An 18,469-nucleotide genomic window follows, 5' to 3' on the forward strand; every position below is an offset into this window, starting at 1 on the left:
AAGAACTATTTTCTGTCTATCGTTTTATCTTATCATTCATTTAAATTTACGGTCAACTGCCACTATTCGCTGTTTTATTATCACTATTTGGTACTTTGTCATAATAGCAGCTTTGTAAAAGAGATTTTACCTAAGTGGTCGCACTGTCCGTCATTGTGCCTTTCACTGAGAGTAACCCATGAGTATCAAGCCTGTGGTCGCCTTAATTGGTCGTCCAAACGTCGGTAAATCCACCTTATTTAATCAGTTCACTAAAAGTCGGCAGGCATTGGTTGCTGATTTGTCAGGATTGACTCGTGATCGTCAATATGGTGATGCGACCTACGAAGACAAAGCTTTTATTGTCGTTGATACCGGTGGTATTGGTGAAGCGGACGATGGCAGAGGCGATATTGATGACTATATGTCTGAGCAGTCGTATACTGCCATTCATGAAGCCGACATCATTGTGTTTGTGGTCGACGCGCGTGCTGGTATGATTGGTGCTGACGCTGAGATTGGTAAGTTTTTGCATACTCTTGGCAAACCGGTTTATGTCGTTGCCAATAAAGTTGATGGCGTGCATGATTCGGCGCCTGCTGAATTTTATGCATTAGGTCTAGGCGAACCCTATCCAATGGCGGCAAGTCACGGCCGCGGTGTCGGCAACCTGCTTGAAGTATTGACCGCTGATATGCCCAATCAAGAAAATATCATAGAGCCAAGAGGTTTGAAACTTGCCATTATCGGTCGTCCAAACGTTGGCAAATCGACTCTTGTTAACCGTTTGCTTGGTGAAGACCGCGTTGTCGTCTTTGATATGCCAGGCACCACTCGTGATAGTATCTATATCCCGTATAAGCGTGAGGGTAAAGATTACGTATTGATTGACACAGCTGGTGTTCGTCGCCGTGGTAAAATCGATGAAAAAGTAGAGAAATTCTCAGTTATTAAGACTTTGCAAGCCATTGAAGATTCTAACGTGACCGTTATTGTCATTGATGCTCATGAAGGTATCGTCGATCAAGACTTGCATATGATTGGCTATGCGTTGGACGCAGGTCGTGCTTTGGTCGTCGCGATTAATAAGTGGGATGGTCTGACTGCCGATCAAAAGAACTATATTAAGATTGAGATGGATCGCCGTTTCAACTTTATCCCTTATGTAAAAGTCCATCAAATCTCAGCCTTGCATGGTACGGGCGTGGGTAATTTATACCCGTCTATTTTGCGCGCTTATCAATCATCTATGTTTGAGGTATCAACCAACCGTTTGACGCAGATTTTGCAAGATGCCGTTACTGCCAATCCACCGCCAACGGTCGCTGGTCGCCGTATTAAGTTGCGTTACGCGCATATTGGTGGACACAATCCGCCCGTTATCGTGATTCATGGCAATCAGACTGGCTCGTTACCTAAGAGCTATCAACGCTATCTTGAAAATCAATTCCGTCAGGTATTTAAGTTAGAAGGCACGCCACTAAACGTGGTCTTTAAACTTAATGAGAACCCGTACGCTAACAAAAGCGATACGCCAACCAAAGCAAAAACCCAACAGCTGCGTCAACGTGAACGTAATCGTACGCAGAAATTTACCACCAAAGATAAGCCGAGATTTACCAACAAAGATAAAAAGCGTTAATGTAATCATATTAGTGCTTTAGTAGTGAGCAGATAAAAACCCTTTGATACTATCTCTATCATGCTTTTTAAATGTGCTTTGTCGTGACGGCTGTATCAGTTGTCATGGCATTTTACAATTTTAGGCACTATTCGTTAATTGCTTTAAAATATCAATTTTCACTACTGCTATAGAATACCTGTACTATAATCAGAAGTTGTCTTAACTCAGTTGAGTGATATGAACAACCGTCCGCCTCAAACACTTCCTACGCTTATTTGGCACTCTATCATGCAGACCATGGTTTTGGCTGTATTGGCAGGTCTTTTAGTATCTTTTATCTATGGCTTTGTTCACTATTACAAAGACACGCGTCAGCACATTCAGGATTTGGCGACTTTACTGACCATCAGTGCATCGGTAGCAGATTCCACCGATATCGTTGATGAACAAATACATTTTTTGTTAGAAAAAGAGCAAGGCATCGAGAGTATTTTGTTTTATACCACCTCTCAGCCTATTGTTGACGCCAATCAATCAAGAGATGATTGGAAAAATGCGTTATTTGCTAATACAGTCAGCTTCAATTATCCAGTCGTTGGCGATCCTACTAACAAAATTCTTTCAGCTAAAGAAGATGCTTTGGTTGGTTATCTTAATATCACCTTAGATGTAGCAACGCTGCGCGAGAATTGGATTAAAAAGAACCTACTGCTATGGCTTATGACAACGCTATTGGCGATTATTTGGGCATTATTTATCCTGCGTAAGCTGAATTGGCCGTCGAAAGATATCGCCAGTTTGACTGCGGCGTGCGATATGGTCATAAAAAATTCAGAGCTTAATCAGTTACCTCTTATTCCGCAGCGTTTTGAGTTTCAGGAATTGGCACAGATTAAACAGGCTTTTATTATCCTATTTGATCGTCTGCAAATTGCAAAGCAAGACTATCAGGCGCTGGCGGTTTTTGAGCAACAAATACATCACAAAGACGTGTCGCTTGATGCACAGCTACATAATTTCCAAAGTATGATTACCCATGAGCTAAAAACTTCACTAAATGCGATCGTTGGCGGCTTGCAGCTATTGGATGATAAGAAGTTAGATCACGAGCAAAAAGACGCGGTCGATATTATCCGAGAAGGTAGTGACAAATTGGTCTTGACCTTGGATCAAATCATTCAGTTAAATCAACTGCAAAAAGGTCAGATTAGCCTGCATGTACACGAATTTAATCCATTACAATTAATCGCTGATCTATTAGCGGATTTTGAGCCAGCTATTAACAATAAAGGCTTAACGTTAATCAGTCGTATTCATCATATTGATTATATTCTCGAAGGCGATGCCGAAAGAATACAGCAAATTTTGGCGATACTGGTCAGTAATGCGGTGAAGTTCACACCAGCAGGTCAAATCACCATTACTTCGCAACTGACCCATTTTGATAAGAGCAGTCGCTGGCAAATTAGCGTGAAAGACACCGGTATCGGGATTGATAGTAATTTTATCGAAGATATTTTCAATCCGTTTTTTCAGGTAGATTCATCGCAAACTCGTCAGTACGAAGGGTCGGGAATTGGTCTGCCAGTGGTTAAGCAAATGGCTCAGTTGATGGATGCCAGCGTTGAAGTGGATAGTACGTTAGGTATTGGCACGAATTTTACGATTACTATTCCTCTGTCCCATAAACCCCACTCTCAACAGCAGCACCATCTGCGTGGCTTAAAAATTATTTATTATTACTACCATGAAAAAGGGTTGTTGGTAGATGAATTACAGCATTTAGGTGCTGATGTTGTGTGCTATCAACATGAGCAACTGGTTATCGATGAGATACATGCAAAGCAATTTGACATACTGATGTTTGCAGAAGATGTGTTCCCCAGAAAGGCGGCGTCATTAGCGAGTCGTATTCGTGCCGCCGAGACAGAGTCTCGAACGTTACTAGTATTTTGGTATCCACAACAGCAAGCACAACATTTAGCCGATTTTGAGTTTGTTTTAAAAACGGCAGGTATAGACTATTGCGAAGTGGCCAAATACAAGGGCAAAGCGCTGAGTGATTTGTTAAAAAGCTGGTTGTCATGGTCATAAAAATATTTAAAATATCTCAAAAACGCTACAGTGCTGCTGGTATAAATTTTTTGCAGCCTCTGTCTGCATAGGCACAGCAAGCAAGAAAAATTAATATCAGCAGTACTTGATGTATCGATATTGCTTTTCTCTGACTATATTTAAAATAGAAAGTTTTAAACATAAAAAAGACGCCTCGATATGGGGCGTCTTTTTTATATCGATGTCATAATTGAAGTATTATTTCAAAACACCCTCATTTTGCTTAAAATAAGTTCTGTGCCCAACGCGAGAAACGTTGCCAGATACGGCTCATAAAGCCTGATTGCTCAATATCGCTTGTCGCAATTACAGGTACAGAAGCAACTGCTTTGCCATCGATAACAGCCATCATTTTACCGATTTCTTGGCCCTTTTTGATAGGTGCTTCTAAGCTTTCAGGAATATCGACCACCGTAGTGATTTTATTCTTTTGCGTCTTAGTGGTTAGAATCTGTAAATTATCAGCCGTCGCCACTTCTATCTCTTTTGCTTCACCAAACCAGACAGGAATTTTGCCGACAAATTGCCCAGCAGGTGCTTGAGTAACGGTTGTGAAGTGACCAAAACCCCAGTTAAGTAATTCACGTGACTGATCGGCACGTGCTTGCTGACTGTCAGTGCCCATGATAACAGAGATTAGACGCATACCTTCACGCTTGCTTGAAGCTGCCAAGCAATAACCGGCTGCATCCGTATGTCCTGTTTTTAGACCATCAACTGTCGGATCGGTTGCCAATAAAGCGTTACGGTTACCTTGGGTGATACCATTGTAAGTGAATTCTTTTTCTGAATAAATGCCGTAATAGTCGCCGCTGTTTTTGATAATAGCGCGTGACAGTTTGGCCAAATCTAGAGCAGATGCTTGGTGACCCTCATCAGGCATACCAGTAGAGTTGACGAAATGACTATTCTTCATACCAATCTTTTGCGCTTGCTCATTCATCAAGATAGCAAATGACGCTTCACTACCAGCGATATGCTCCGCCATCGCTTTTGAGGCATCATTACCTGATTGGATAATAATGCCGCGTAGCATATCGATGACACTGGCGCTTTTATTCACCGGTACATACATGCACGACTGGCTACTACTGCCGCGGCACCAAGCGTTTTGACTCATCAATACCTGATCGGTTTCTTTGAGGTCACCTGATGCTAAGCGCTGCTCAATGATGTAACTGGTCATCATTTTCGTCAAAGACGCTGGCGGTAGGGCTTGATTGGCATTTTTCTGAGCCAAAATTTCACCCGTGTTATAGTCCATTAATACATAGGCAGTATTCTCCATCTCAGGCGACTGTATGGCTGCACTTGCCATCACTGCAGCCATAGAAACACTGACACCCACTACCAGCTGCACCAGCTGTTTTTTCACACGCTTTACTGTCATAGATTGTTACACCGCATCATAAAAACAAATGTATCTGTCACTTATACCCAACACCACATCTTTAAACAATCTTTGGCAGACTGTCTTAAATCTCAGGTTAAACCATGGATTTTTTGAGAGTAGAGGAGACTAAAGCAACGGACATAAAATTAACGCCTTATCTTAGCAAAATGCCGCCCGATGGGGAAACGATAAATACAATAAAATAAGACTGGACTAAAATAGAGTGAGTAATTTTGTAAAATTTGCTCACAAAAAAGCTTGCTGTTATTCCTATGATTTAACAAGGATAACAGCAAGCTTTTATAGCAGGTGACTTGAACGAATAAGGGCTTAAAATCATCTTACGACCATACTAATTCAGTATGTTTACAGGGAGTTTAAATAAAGATGCCATTGGATGATTGTCGTTAATGATAAAGATCGTCATCTACTTAATATCCGTTAGTTGACGTCGCTTGGCCATAAAATATGACTACTAATATTCAGCGTCTGCTAAATCTTCACACAAGGCTTTGTTTTCTTGCTTAGCAAAGCCCATTGTCCAGCTACGAATACCTTGCAGAATTTGACGGTAATCTTGCTGAGTAGACAAGTACTGGATAGCCGCTTTTGGGTCTTCTAATGACGGCATCAACTCATGAAGCTGCACGTTATAAGACTTATAAAAACGCTGTTTTTGCTTACCATTTAGCATGGGCGGGCATATCTCTGATAGCACTTGCATCACCGCAATTTCATGTTTGGTGATATTGATACCAGATAAATCTAGAGGTATGGTTGTCGCAGCATTAGGCGCAGCATTCGTTGCTTGAGACAGCATAGCAATAGACGTTATCAGTGCTGCCAGTCCGACTTTTGAGGCACTCTTTGCCACCAAAGAAGCCGTAGATAATATCGATTGATTTTTCATTCAGTATCACACTCGCTTATCTTTATTTAATGGTGCTATGTTAATGGGTAAAAAAACAAATGTCACATAAAATATTGCTTTATGTGTAGAGATATTGTGAGCCAAATCAAGTATTCAGCAACATATCCGTATTATAAATCGGTAAGTTACTTCAACATAAAAGTATAAGCTGTAATTGTTGTGGGTTGTAGCCTACTGTAACCTCAGAGTGGGTTTTTAATGCTGAAAACTAGGGGTCTTACTATGGATAAATCACTTGTTAAAATGAAGTGTTATGCAGATTGTGTATAAAGAGCGGGTTCGTGTCTAGGTACTATTAGGGTATAATCGCCCGAAATAATCAGCGCTATATCATATTTCAGTAAATATAATCGGTCAATATTAACAGCAAATACAGCTTTGATTATTATGCTTTTAAATACAGTGCTTTTAAATACAGTACTTTTAATATCAATAGCGATGATTATAGCAACTTTACGTGAATAACGTAGATAAGCGGATGAACGGTCATTCATAAATAGATTGAGTAAATATGAAGATTTTAATGAGCAATGACGATGGAGTTTATGCACCAGGTTTGCTGGCGTTATACGAGGCATTATCTACTATTGCCGAGGTCATGGTGGTTGCGCCAAATAGTGAGCAAAGTGGCTGCGCCAGTGCCTTGAGTATCACCACACCCTTATATACGCACCAATTGCCTTCTGGTTTTATTGCTGTCAATGGCACACCGGCTGACTGTATTTATTTGGCATTGCATGAGTTGTATCCTGAGACAGATTTCGATTGTGTCATTACAGGGATCAATTCAGGCGCTAATCTCGGTCAGGATGTTTTATTTTCTGGTACCTTTGGGGCGGCATTGACTGCTCAGATTTTTGGCATACCCGCTATCGCAACCTCATTGGTGGGCGGCGGAGCAAAAGGCAGTGAACAAGAATGTACCACTCATTATCGAACAGCAGCAGATGAGATTGTTAAGTTATTGACAGATACGCCAATATTGGATATTTGCAAAAATTTGCCCTATCACGTATTAAACGTTAATATTCCTGATGTGAGTAATGCTAGTGAGATCAACGGTCGCAAAATGACAACTTTGGGGCATAGGCAAATAGCGCGTCCTGTCCATCATGTGGTTGATCCACGTGGGCGAGATGCATATTGGTTGTCACTACGCAAGCGTCAGGATACATTGGCAGACAGTACTGATCGTGATTCGTCTGGCATTATTATGACCGATGATCAAGCGGTTGCCGCAGGTTACATCAGTCTATCACCTGTGCGCCTGCATCATACCCCAGCCGCTGCACTCGATATGCTATCAGCGTTAATGCTGTAAGATGAATCGAATATTGATGATGGCAGCTAAGATAGCTAAACACTTAAACGGTATAACAGTTAGCAAAATGCTTGTGAGTCACACAAGGAGTTTGTACGTAACATAAAGAATAGGAAATCTTGTATGAAGAAGCTTATTGCTGGATCGCGATTTATCACAGTGGCATTGCTGGGCACGGTGGCTGCTGCCACAGTAACGATGGTAGGCTGTGCTACCAAGCCAACTTATCAATCAGCTAGCCAAGCGGGACCGAAGATTATCACCAATAATCAAGGGGTTCCTAACTATCATCGTGTACAGCGCGGCGATACGGTCAGTCAAGTGGCGGCGCGTTATAATCTTAATTTCCGCCAAATTGGTGCACTGAATGGCTTAGACAGTAAATACACCATTTATAGTGGTCAGTGGCTAAAACTGTGGCAAGGAGAACCGGCGCGCGATAGCAATAATAATCGCTACAATACTCAATCTGTACCAGTACAACCAACCTATACGCCGCCTATGACAAGCACCCCTAACTATTCACAACCGCCTGTCTATGAAGTGACTGCCAATGCAACGTCAGGCTATGAATATCCGACTCGCAATCAAATAACGCGTAATTTTGACGCCGCATCTGGCACGATGGGCATGTGGTTTGCCGGTAACGCTGGCGATTCGGTGCAGGCGAGCCAATCAGGTACGGTTCTTTATTCGGGGAACGGGCTGCCAGAGTATGGCAACTTGATTATGATTCGTCATAGTGATAACTATATCACTGCCTATGCGCATAACAGCCAGCTGTTGGTTAAAGAAGGCGATAGCGTTCAGCGCGGTCAACGTATCGCAAATATGGGTAATAGTGGTCAGACCAATCAAGTGGGTTTGGAGTTTCAAGTACGCTTAAATGGTAACCCTATCGATCCACGAGCGGTACTAGGGCGTTAAATTTCTTATTGTTTGGCTATTAAATGGAATTATCTAAGCCATATTGCAGCATTGCCACCTTACTTACGGATACTTGAGACCTCTTATGCGATTAAACAAACACTACCTTGCCTTTTTTCCCGCGCTAGTTATGGTCGGCTGTACCAGTCAGCAGGCGATGCAGCAACCTAATAAGCCGGTTCGTCAAGGTAATGTGCAAATTACCCAGACCCAAACCATTCAAGTGAAGCCGACCACAGCACCAGTCATTAAACCGACGCCCGCTGCAAAGCCAAACTACAATAGCTTTTCTGATTGGAAGTCTGACTTTTCTATGCGCGCGATTTCGTCCGGTCATGATGCTGCTACGGTTCGTCGTCTGCTCGATTCTGCGTACTTAAATCAGCAAGTCATCTCACTTGACTCAGGTCAGCCAGAGTTTTCAAAAATGCCATGGGAGTATGTTGATTCTGCGGTATCAGATGGTCGCGTCAGTACTGGTAAGGGTAAGTTTACTGAACAACGCACATATTTATCGCAGTTACAGTCGCAGTATGGGGTTAATGCAGAGATCATTGCAGCGATTTGGGGCATGGAGTCGTCATACGGCGTGGTAACGGGTAATAGTAGTATTCCAAGCTCGCTTGCCAGCCTTGCTTATGATGGTCGCCGTCAAGAATTCGCTGAAACGCAGTTGTTATCATTAGCGACACTATTACAGCGCGGCGATGTCTCTTGGTCACAGCTCGATGGCTCTTGGGCAGGCGGTATGGGACAGACGCAGTTTATTCCTGATACGTGGCTTAAACATGGCGTTGATGGCGATGGTAATGGACACCGCAATCCATGGTCGACGGGCGACGCTTTGGCATCTACTGCCAATTATCTGAGCAATTCAGGTTGGGTACGTGGTTTGGCACCTTTTTACGAAGCAACCATTCCCTCATCATTTGATTACACACTGGTTGGCACCAAGCAGCCTGCTGCTAGATGGGCGTCGATGGGCGTCGATACCATAGTCGATGTGTCCTTGGACGGTAACACTCAAATGGAGTTGTGGCTGCCAGCAGGTAAAGACGGTCCAGTGCTGCTACTCAGTCCAAACTTTGATGTTATAAAAGTCTATAACAATTCATCAAGCTATGCGCTTGGTGTCAGCTTATTGGGTAAAGCGCTTGCCGGTCAAAGCGGATTACAAAAGTCATGGCCGCGTTATGAGCGTCCGTTGTCAACGTCGCAAGTACGCAATTTACAACAGCGTTTGACAAGCTCAGGCTACGATACAAAAGGCTCTGATGGTATCGTAGGTACCAATACTCGCAATGCGTTCCAGCGCTGGCAAGCAGACAATGGTCAGACCCCAGATGGTTTTATTACTCAGCGTAGCGCGTCTTCACTAGCGTCATGGTGAGATAGACTGAAGTCACTATTTTTGGACAACCGCTATTTGCAGTGGTTGTTTAAAAATAACGATGTTAATAAATAAAAAAACTCCGTTAATAGCGGAGTTTTTTATTATATGGGAATTGACGGTAGCAGTTTAGATATTTAGACAAGTATTTTAAATTCAAATAGTCCAAACTCTGCACTATCAGCAATAATATCTTCACCTACATTTGCTGTGACGGCCCCAATCACTGCACTTACTTTTGGCTGGCGTGTGCCGCTATTTAACAGCCGCCAATCACCGAGTACATAGCGTATCTTATCATTGCTAATCGGATGAATATCGGGGCGATGAGTGTGCCCGTGTAGCAAAGCATCACTATCTTTCACTGCCTGTATCACCGCACTTTCATTAACATCCATGATGTAAGCCGCCTTATTGGCATTATTCTGCTGGCTTTTTTGCCGCATATTATCAGCGATTGCCAAGCGTTTCTCTAACGATTTATTAAGCAGATACCACTGGGTCAAACGGTTACGCATGATTTTGCGAAAAAACTGATATTTTTTATCATCAATGCACAATGCGTCGCCATGCTCTAAGCGATAGTTTTGCTGTCCAACCGTTAAGGTATATGGCTCGTAAATCAGCTCACCACCGAATAGATTGCAAAATGGCTGACCTAACAAAAAGTCACGGTTACCATGCATGACCAAAATCTCGCAGCCAGCAACACGCAGTCTTTTTAACTTAACGATAAGTGGAGTGAGCCAATGTATTTGTCGTTCCTCGTCGGATAAAGACAAATAAAAATCATCACCGAGCCAAACTTCAAACCAATCGCCCAAAATAAACAAGCATTTAAGCTCTGGCAAGGCTAAACAATCATCAAGCAGCGCCAAAAAAGCCTGCACTAAGGCAGGCTCTTCAGGCGATAAATGCAAATCGCTAATCAAAACTTGCCGCACCTCATGAGGGCGGGTCGTTATAAGATGATTAAAATTTTGCATTTATCTTTATCCTCATCACTTAATAAATAGTGATTTGTCATACGCTTTTACTGAGTAACTGTTATTCAGAAATAATAGTTGCTGAGTTGATGACCACTGGCTCTTTTGGTACATCAGCGTGCATGCCGAAACGACCGGTTGGTACGCCGCGCATTTTTTCGATGACATCCATACCGCTTGTTACTTTACCAAAGACGGTATAACCCCAACCTTGCATATTTTTGCCAGAATGGTTTAAGAAATCGTTGTCTTTGACGTTAACGAAAAACTGGCTAGTCGCTGAATGTGGATCTTGCGTACGTGCCATCGCAATCGTACCAGCGTCGTTCTTTAGACCATTGTCTGCTTCATTTTCTACTGGCTTGTTGGTGGCTTTTTCATTCATGTCAGCGTCCATTCCACCGCCTTGAATCATAAAACCATCAATGATGCGGTGGAAAATGGTGCCGTCATAATGACCAGATTTTACATAATTTAAAAAATTTTCGACCGTTTTTGGCGCTTTTTCTTCATTGAGTTCGATAACGATCGCACCCATATTGGTGTCAAGTTCTACTACTGGTGGCATGTCTACCATGTGATATTCCTTTTGATTGCAGCGCCTAAAATGACGCTGTTAAGTGGTGGTTAAAAAGCTGGTGGTTAAAAAGTTATGGCTAGTCTAACGGCTTTTTTATCCCGTGTCATGTATCAGGCTGTTAATGGGTTCGCAAAAGCTGATAGAATAACGCAACTTTACTGATTTCCAATTACTTGCAGTCACTTTTAATCATGCATTCTAAATAGCTAAATTTTTATCACTCACTGTTTTATGACTCATATCTTTACAAGTCGAGTTCTTATAAACCAGTACGATTTTAATGGCTTATTCTAGTTTTAATAGCTTGTTTTATTTTACCCCATATTTTGAATTTTCTATGAGGCGTGATGGCACGTCGCATGAATGGACCATTTGCGTTAGGAGCAATGCCCGATGAGTGAGCACTCAAGCAACCCTGTACAAAAAGACGAACAAAAAAACGACTTTATTCGTAATATCATTCGTGATGATGTTAATGCGCAAAAGTACCAACAGATTGTCACCCGTTTCCCACCTGAGCCAAATGGTTACTTGCATTTGGGCCATGTAAAATCCATCTGCCTAAACTTTGGTGTGGCAAAAGAGTTCGATGGTATTTGTAATTTGCGCTTTGATGACACCAACCCAACGGCAGAGAAGCAAGACTTTATTGATAACATCGAGAACGATGTAAAATGGCTGGGCTTTGAGTGGGCAGGGCAAGCACACCATGCCTCAGGATACTTTGACCAGTTGTATGCTTGGGCAGTGCAGTTGATTAAACAAGGTGATGCTTATGTAGATTTGCAATCGCCTGAGCAAATCAAAGAAAATCGTGGCTCTTTCAATGAGGCAGGCACAGCGTCACCACATCGTGATGCCAGTATCGAAGAAAACTTGCAACTCTTTGATGACATGAAAGAGGGTAAGTTTGCAGAAGGTAAAGCCGTGTTGCGTGCCAAGATTGATATGGCAAGCCCCAATATGAACATGCGCGATCCTGTTATTTATCGCATCATGCATCAAGCGCATCACCAAACGGGGGATAAATGGTGCATTTATCCGATGTATGACTTTGCTCATCCACTCTCTGATGCGCTCGAAGGCATTACCCATTCATTATGTACGCTAGAATTTGAAGACCATCGTCCATTTTATGACTGGGCAATAGAAAAAGTTGGCTTTGAGCAACCGCCGCATCAATATGAGTTTAGCCGCCTAAATGTTGACCATACCTTGACCAGTAAACGCAAATTAAAGCAGCTGGTTGATGAAAATATCGTCAGCGGTTGGGATGATCCACGTATGCCGACTATCGCTGGCATGCGTCGCCGTGGTTATACGCCAGAAGGCTTACGTGACTTCTGTGAGCGTGTTGGCGTGACCAAAGTGGACAGTGTTGTAGACTTTCGCTTATTAGAATTTAGTATTCGTCAGTCGTTAGAGACAACGACTGCACGTGGCATGGCAGTGCTCAAACCATTAAAAGTGACCATTACTAACTTTAGCGATGCGGTTAGCAGTTGGGAGTCGCAAAAGGCGGATAGCGTTCATGCGCGCTTTGACGATGCCTCGCAAACGCTATGGCTAACTCAGCCAAATCATCCTAATGTCGATATGGGCGAGCGTGAAATCCCATTTACTAAGACCATTTATATTGATCAAGGTGATTATGAGATTGAGCCGCCAGCAGGTTATAAACGTTTATCACCGGAGAAGAATGAGATTCGTCTGCGTAATACTTATGTGTTGGCGGTGACTGAGCATATTTTAGATGATAACGGTAATGTGGTTGAACTTAAAGCAACGATTGATCCGGCTACTTTGGGCAACAATCCTGAAGGTCGTAAGGTGAAGGGCGTTATTCATTGGGTATCAGCGAGTCAAGGCGTTCCAGCGACAGTACGCATGTATGAGCAGCTATTTAGTGTTGAAGACCCAAGTAACGTCGTTGACGTCCATCAAGCATTGAATCCTAATTCATTGACTGAGCTAAATGCCGTGGTTGAGCCATCATTGGTCAATGCAGATGCTGGCACGCGCTTCCAGTTTGAGCGTGAAGGTTACTTTATCTCTGATAGCGAAGATCATAGCAGTGATAAGCCGGTCTTTAACCAAATCGTGAGCTTACGTGATAGTTATAAACCTGCTTAAGTTATCATTAGCGCAATTAATATTTATTTGTCAGAAAATACTGAACAATAGTGGTTTGCAAGCTTGCCCATTTCTAGTACGCTAGGGATGGGCTTTTTTGTGAATAAGCACAAATTTTAATCATAGATGATGAGGGCAGTAAAATGGCAAAATTTTTAAACAGTAGTGGTACGACTTATCATTTAGAAGAGTTGATTAAAAATGCGTCCGACAGATTGATTATTATTAGCCCCTATCTAAAGCTGAATGAGCGTATTAAAGAGCTGTTAGAAGACCGCAATCGCCTTAAAATTGATATCCGTATTGTTTATGGTAAAAATGACTTACACCCAGAAGAAATAAACTGGCTCAAAAATCTGACTTTTATTCGCACCAGCTTTTGCAAAAATCTACATGCGAAATGCTACCTGAACGAAAATGAGTGCATCATTACTAGCTTAAACCTTTATGAATTTAGCCAAGTAAATAATAATGAAATGGGTGTGCTGATTTACCGTAACGAAGATGCGAAGCTCTATGCCGATACTTATGAAGAATCGCAGCGTATCATTCGTATTAGTGATGAAGTGAGAATGTCACTTGAAAAAATAATTGAGCCTAGTAATAGTGTTGATAACAACCTTAGTTCTGAGAGTGCTTCTCAAGTCCCTACTGAAACTAATTCTGCTAAACCTACAGAAGTAGCGACTTCTAACTATTCTAAGCTGACAACGGCGAAGTTTGCTAAAGAACTTGGATTTAAGACGCAAGAATTAAACGAGAAATTGCTGGCAGCTGGTTATCTACAAGAGCAAGAAGGGGAGCTGATATTGACCGATGCTGGACGTGCCGCAGGTGGCACCAGTAAGCGCGGAAAGTTTGGCGAGTTTTGCTTGTGGGATTCAGGTATGGTGATATAAACGTCTACTTAACTTCTCACTTTTTAGCTCATTACTTTGTTTTCAAAGAATAGTTTTGCTACATTCGTGTTAGTAATAAAGGGAATAACCGCATTACAATCCGTCACAAGACATTCATAACCAGTTTGTTAAGATAAAGTGAGTTTTTTGCTAAGATGCTTGGTAGGTATTTTAACCACCGAGTATGTCTTTGATAATAATAGAGCGTATGGATAGGATTCGATAATAGCGCTCGTCACAATCATAAATAAGGAATTAAGCATGGCACATTTACGTTTAGGCGATACTGCACCAAATTTTGACGCGACCACCACTGAGGGTGATATCAATTTCCATGAGTGGGCGGGCGATAACTGGGTGGTTTTCTTCTCACATCCATCCGATTTTACGCCAGTATGTACCACTGAGCTTGGCCGCGCTGCTGCGCTAAATGGCGAGTTCCAAAAGCGCGGCGTAAAGCCGATTTGTATCTCTGTTGATGGTATCGATGATCACCATGCGTGGGCAAAAGACATCGGCGAGACTCAGGGTACTGAGCTAAACTTCCCAATCATCGCTGACCCTAATAAAGAAGTCGCTGAGCTGTATGACATGATGCATCCAAATGCAGACAGCACCCATACGGTACGTAGCGTCTTTATCATTGATCCAAATAAAAAAATTCGCCTAACGCTGACCTATCCTGCCAGCTGTGGTCGTAACTTTGACGAAATTATCCGCGTGATTGACGCGCTGCAATTGTCTGATGAATACAACGTCGCAACACCTGTAGACTGGAAAGATGGTGATGATGTAATCATTCCGCCAAGTGTCAAAAATGAAGATATCGCTGCCAAATATCCAAAAGGTCACACAGAAATTAAGCCGTATCTACGTACCACTCCTGCACCTAATAAATAGTAAGCTGGAGCATATGAGCTTGACTAAGATATGATTCAAAAAGTCCCATAATGTAAAGTTGTGGGGCTTTTTGCTATTCAGCTTGGTATCAACCATCAGCTAAATAAGGCTTTGCTATGATGAGCAGAGTACGTTATAACTGTTAAATCAAGTGTGCATGATTGCGATATGAATCGTTATCGTTAATACTTAAATAATGCATTTAATACTTGATGACACGACAATCATAATAAAGTACAGCATCGCTGAGTCGCTTTTAAGTCCACCTTACAAGGAGTTTTTATGAAAAAATTATATATCACCCGTACCGCACCCAACCCCCGTAAAGCCCTTATTTTGCTCGCCTCAAAAGGTATCGATGTCGATGATATGGATGATATCGATGTGATAGACATTGATTTTGCTGCTAGAGAGCAATTTTCAGAAGAATTTACTAAGATTAACCCCATGCAGACAGTGCCCGTTTTGACATTAGATGACGGTACCGTACTCAATGACTCGCAAGCAGTTTGTGAGTATCTCGACCGTGTTTATGGTGAGCGTTCGGTGATGGGCAATGATGTGGTACAGCGTGCGCAAGTGTGCTCTATGCGCCGCATCGCTGAGTTTGAGGTGCTCTATAACTTTATGCTCGCTTTTCAGCACAGTCACCCGTCCAAAGCCCAGCGTGTTAAGCAAGTACCAGAGTTTGTTGCGCCATCTATCGCACGTGCTGTCAAAGCCTTGGCATATTTTGAAACCATGTTAGACGGTCATGAGTATCTGGTCGGTGACCAGCTGAGCTTTGCTGATATTGTGCTGTATTTGGGGCTGGATTTTGGCAAAGTCCTTCAAGTTAATCCCAATGAGCAGGGTGACAATCTTGCCCGTTTTTATCAGATGATGAACGCGCGTTTTAGTATTAAAAACATGGCAAAAGCCAAACCTGTTCATGAAGAGGACTAGCGCGCTAAGATTTTAAAACTTAACGATAAGTAGCAACAGCCTTGCGTCATGGAGATAACTCCTAACGACGCAAGGCTGTTTTGTTATGGCTAACATTAAAAATAAAGGTGGTGTTTTAAAAAGTATGCTGGCGATAAAAGTCAATAAGAAATCTATGCTACGTTCTCTGATCCTACAGGGCTTTCAAGGCTTCAAGAATTGTTTAAATTTTAATCAGCATACTTTTTGATACACCACCAAAATAAAGATAGCATGTATAGTCAGTGGAAAGTAATATCGACACATTATCTACTGCTGGTATCAATTTTTCTTGCTTGCTTGCTGTGCCCATGCAGACAAAGGCTGCAAAAAATTTGCACCAGCAGTACCGTAGCGTTTTTAGAGTATTTTGACTATATGTGAAATTTACTATGAATCTATAAAATTAAACACTTCGTTACATCCATGTTAGCCATGAGCGCTATAGTGGTCAGACTATTACTCTTTTACAAACGTCGCTCTCAATGCCCTTTAAGCTCTAAATGCCTTTTAAATTGTCTGATTTATATCTAAATGGTCATTGTGATATTTAGGTTTTGTCAGTTGAGTGACTTAAAAGGTTGAATCAAAAAGTAACTGTAAAGTATAACCGTAAGGTATGATCTTCATGACACTCTCTTTTAAATCTGCCCTATTACCCAGTATGCTAGCGATAAGTTTGGCATTAGGTGCTTGCCAAGATGCTTCTGTTTCAACGGATGTAAATATTCAGTCAGTCGATACTAATGTTAGCACCGCAGATGCTGATATGGAGCATAACAATGCGACGTTAGCTAAGGCGAGCGAGATGAGTGCGGAAGAACAAATGATTGAAAATCTTGAGCGTTATCGTTGGACACTACTCGATATCGATGACAAAAGTGGTGGCGCTGTCATAACGACACTTGTAGATATTAAGAACCAAGTAACACTGTTGTTTAAACAGAATCAAGGTTATAACACCCTGAACTATGGTGTAGGCTGCAACACTATGAGTGCAAGTTATGAGGTGCAAGATCATATGCTCAAGACCGAAGATAGTATGAGTGCTAAAATGCTATGCGAAAATCTAAATAAAGCAGAAAATCTTTTAGACACGTTGATGCAAGGCACTAGTGAGATAAGTGTTACTGAAGGTGAGAACCCAGTACTAACGCAAGTGACGAGCAACGCTGTCACCTTGACTTGGAAAGGTAGGCTGACATCACAAGCCAAGTACGACGGTAAGGGCGAGACTGTATTTTGGGCAGTAAATGCTAATAAAGTAGCGTGCGCCGATAATAGCTCAGAGATGTGCTTGCAAGTGAAATCAGTCACTTATAATGACCAAGGTATTAAAGTCAGTGAAGGCAAGTGGTCTGCATTTAATGGTGAAATTGATGGTTATCAGCATGATGGCAAGCATGATGAAGTATTACGTCTACAGCGTTACCAGTTAGATAGCGACGAGAATGCAGAAGGCGAAGCATACGCTTATGTTTTGGATGCGGTGATTGAAAGCTCAGTGGTAGAATAGAAGTGGTTAATTATTATTCAATAGCGATATTTAATAGTGATATTAAATAGTAAAGTTAAAAAACACACGCACCATTTGGACGCGTGTTTTTTTATGCTTGTTTTATCAGCATTTTTAACACAAATTACCTTTTTAACGCAAATTACCTAAGTCTTCTTCTGTCAAACGCCAGCGACCTTTTTTCTTAGAGGCACCGCGCCCACGCATGGCGCTGTTTAATATGAGTTTGTTCATCGAATGGCTTGAGTGCGCGTGACAGATAGCGCAGGCAAGACCATCTGCCGCATCTTGCTGTGGTACAAAGTCTAAAGTCAGTATCCGGCACACCATCTCTTGTACTTGCTCTTTTGCCGCTGCGCCATAACCACAGACCGCTTGTTTGATTTGGCGGGCAGTATATTCTGAAACTTCTAAGTCCAATGCTACCATGGCGGCAATAGCTGCGCCGCGTGCTTGCCCAAGCTTGAGTGCTGAGTCTGGATTTTCTGCCATAAATACTTGTTCAATGGCCGTATAAATAGGCTCATCTGCATATTTTAGATGATGCTGAGTGATACGTGTTAAGCCATTGAAAATACGTTTTAGGCGTTCAGGCATCTCTTTAGTATCGGTACGAATGGTACCTGAATCAATATAGGTGAGCTTATCGCCCGTTTGTTGGAGGATACCATAGCCGGTCATGCGTGAGCCTGGATCAATCCCAATAATAATTGCCATAGTGTTCCGTCTTGCTTACATTTTGTTTAATCGCTTAAAAATCAGCCCTAAGTTTGATAGTATAGCAATCAATCCCCATATACATCATATGTTAG

General features: G+C 42.1%; 15 protein-coding genes. 10 read left to right on the plus strand and 5 right to left on the minus strand.

Annotation, left to right across the window (positions count from 1 at the left end; translation table 11 throughout):
- Nucleotides 1-178: 178 nt before the first annotated feature.
- Nucleotides 179-1,621, plus strand: coding sequence for a ribosome biogenesis GTPase Der (gene der, locus JMW90_RS10310; protein WP_201563887.1), 1,443 nt, complete (start codon nucleotides 179-181; stop codon nucleotides 1,619-1,621).
- A gap of 219 nt (nucleotides 1,622-1,840) precedes the next feature.
- Nucleotides 1,841-3,697: a sensor histidine kinase gene (locus tag JMW90_RS10315; RefSeq protein WP_201563889.1), complete on the plus strand. Its 1,857-nt coding sequence runs from the start codon at nucleotides 1,841-1,843 to the stop codon at nucleotides 3,695-3,697.
- 244 nt (nucleotides 3,698-3,941) lie between these two features.
- Here JMW90_RS10315 and JMW90_RS10320 read toward each other — a convergent pair whose 3' ends face one another.
- Together JMW90_RS10320 and JMW90_RS10325 are read right to left on the minus strand one after the other, a co-directional pair.
- On the minus strand, nucleotides 3,942-5,108 hold the full coding sequence (locus JMW90_RS10320) for a D-alanyl-D-alanine carboxypeptidase family protein (RefSeq protein ID WP_201563892.1): 1,167 nt from the start codon (nucleotides 5,106-5,108) through the stop codon (nucleotides 3,942-3,944).
- Nucleotides 5,109-5,586: 478 nt separating this feature from the next.
- A complete protein-coding gene (locus tag JMW90_RS10325) occupies nucleotides 5,587-6,021 on the minus strand; it encodes an MCR_0457 family protein (RefSeq protein WP_201563894.1) in 435 nt (144 codons plus the stop codon).
- Between the two features lie 532 nt (nucleotides 6,022-6,553).
- Between JMW90_RS10325 and surE the strand changes: the two genes are divergently transcribed.
- From surE to JMW90_RS10340, 3 genes are all read left to right on the plus strand, one after another.
- The gene (gene surE, locus JMW90_RS10330) at nucleotides 6,554-7,363 is read left to right on the plus strand and encodes a 5'/3'-nucleotidase SurE (RefSeq protein ID WP_201563896.1); all 810 of its coding nucleotides are present in this window, start codon (nucleotides 6,554-6,556) and stop codon (nucleotides 7,361-7,363) included.
- A gap of 123 nt (nucleotides 7,364-7,486) precedes the next feature.
- Complete coding sequence (locus JMW90_RS10335) at nucleotides 7,487-8,290, plus strand: M23 family metallopeptidase (protein WP_201563898.1); 804 nt, start codon at nucleotides 7,487-7,489, stop codon at nucleotides 8,288-8,290.
- 85 nt (nucleotides 8,291-8,375) lie between these two features.
- Nucleotides 8,376-9,680 (plus strand): lytic murein transglycosylase, encoded by a 1,305-nt coding sequence (locus tag JMW90_RS10340; RefSeq protein WP_201563900.1) that lies wholly within the window; start codon nucleotides 8,376-8,378, stop codon nucleotides 9,678-9,680.
- Nucleotides 9,681-9,817: 137 nt separating this feature from the next.
- On the opposite strand, the gene JMW90_RS10345 is transcribed toward JMW90_RS10340, so the two are convergent.
- Together JMW90_RS10345 and JMW90_RS10350 are read right to left on the minus strand one after the other, a co-directional pair.
- On the minus strand, nucleotides 9,818-10,666 hold the full coding sequence (locus JMW90_RS10345; RefSeq protein ID WP_201563902.1) for a UDP-2,3-diacylglucosamine diphosphatase: 849 nt from the start codon (nucleotides 10,664-10,666) through the stop codon (nucleotides 9,818-9,820).
- A 61-nt stretch (nucleotides 10,667-10,727) separates the two neighbouring features.
- Nucleotides 10,728-11,243, minus strand: a complete 516-nt coding sequence (locus tag JMW90_RS10350; protein ID WP_201563904.1) for a peptidylprolyl isomerase — start codon at nucleotides 11,241-11,243, stop codon at nucleotides 10,728-10,730.
- A 396-nt stretch (nucleotides 11,244-11,639) separates the two neighbouring features.
- On the opposite strand from JMW90_RS10350, the gene JMW90_RS10355 reads away from it, so the two are divergent.
- The 5 genes from JMW90_RS10355 to JMW90_RS10375 all read left to right on the plus strand — a co-directional run bounded on the left by JMW90_RS10355 (nucleotide 11,640) and on the right by JMW90_RS10375 (nucleotide 17,657).
- Nucleotides 11,640-13,379: a glutamine--tRNA ligase/YqeY domain fusion protein gene (locus JMW90_RS10355; RefSeq protein WP_201563906.1), complete on the plus strand. Its 1,740-nt coding sequence runs from the start codon at nucleotides 11,640-11,642 to the stop codon at nucleotides 13,377-13,379.
- A gap of 143 nt (nucleotides 13,380-13,522) precedes the next feature.
- Nucleotides 13,523-14,278, plus strand: a complete 756-nt coding sequence (locus tag JMW90_RS10360) for a phospholipase D family protein (protein WP_201563908.1) — start codon at nucleotides 13,523-13,525, stop codon at nucleotides 14,276-14,278.
- A gap of 261 nt (nucleotides 14,279-14,539) precedes the next feature.
- Entirely contained in the window at nucleotides 14,540-15,178 is a 639-nt protein-coding gene (locus tag JMW90_RS10365; RefSeq protein ID WP_201563910.1) for a peroxiredoxin, read from the plus strand.
- Nucleotides 15,179-15,460: 282 nt separating this feature from the next.
- A complete protein-coding gene (locus JMW90_RS10370; protein WP_201563912.1) occupies nucleotides 15,461-16,123 on the plus strand; it encodes a glutathione S-transferase family protein in 663 nt (220 codons plus the stop codon).
- Nucleotides 16,124-16,769: 646 nt separating this feature from the next.
- Nucleotides 16,770-17,657 carry a DUF4377 domain-containing protein gene (locus JMW90_RS10375; protein WP_201563914.1) on the plus strand — a complete coding sequence of 296 codons (888 nt, stop codon included), beginning with the start codon at nucleotides 16,770-16,772 and terminating at the stop codon, nucleotides 17,655-17,657.
- A gap of 132 nt (nucleotides 17,658-17,789) precedes the next feature.
- On the opposite strand, the gene ruvC is transcribed toward JMW90_RS10375, so the two are convergent.
- Nucleotides 17,790-18,374 (minus strand): crossover junction endodeoxyribonuclease RuvC, encoded by a 585-nt coding sequence (ruvC, locus tag JMW90_RS10380; protein WP_011513021.1) that lies wholly within the window; start codon nucleotides 18,372-18,374, stop codon nucleotides 17,790-17,792.
- Between the last annotated feature and the right edge of the window lie 95 nt (nucleotides 18,375-18,469).

The organism is Psychrobacter glacincola (genome assembly GCF_904846215.1).
Taxonomy (GTDB): Bacteria; Pseudomonadota; Gammaproteobacteria; order Pseudomonadales; family Moraxellaceae; genus Psychrobacter; species Psychrobacter glacincola.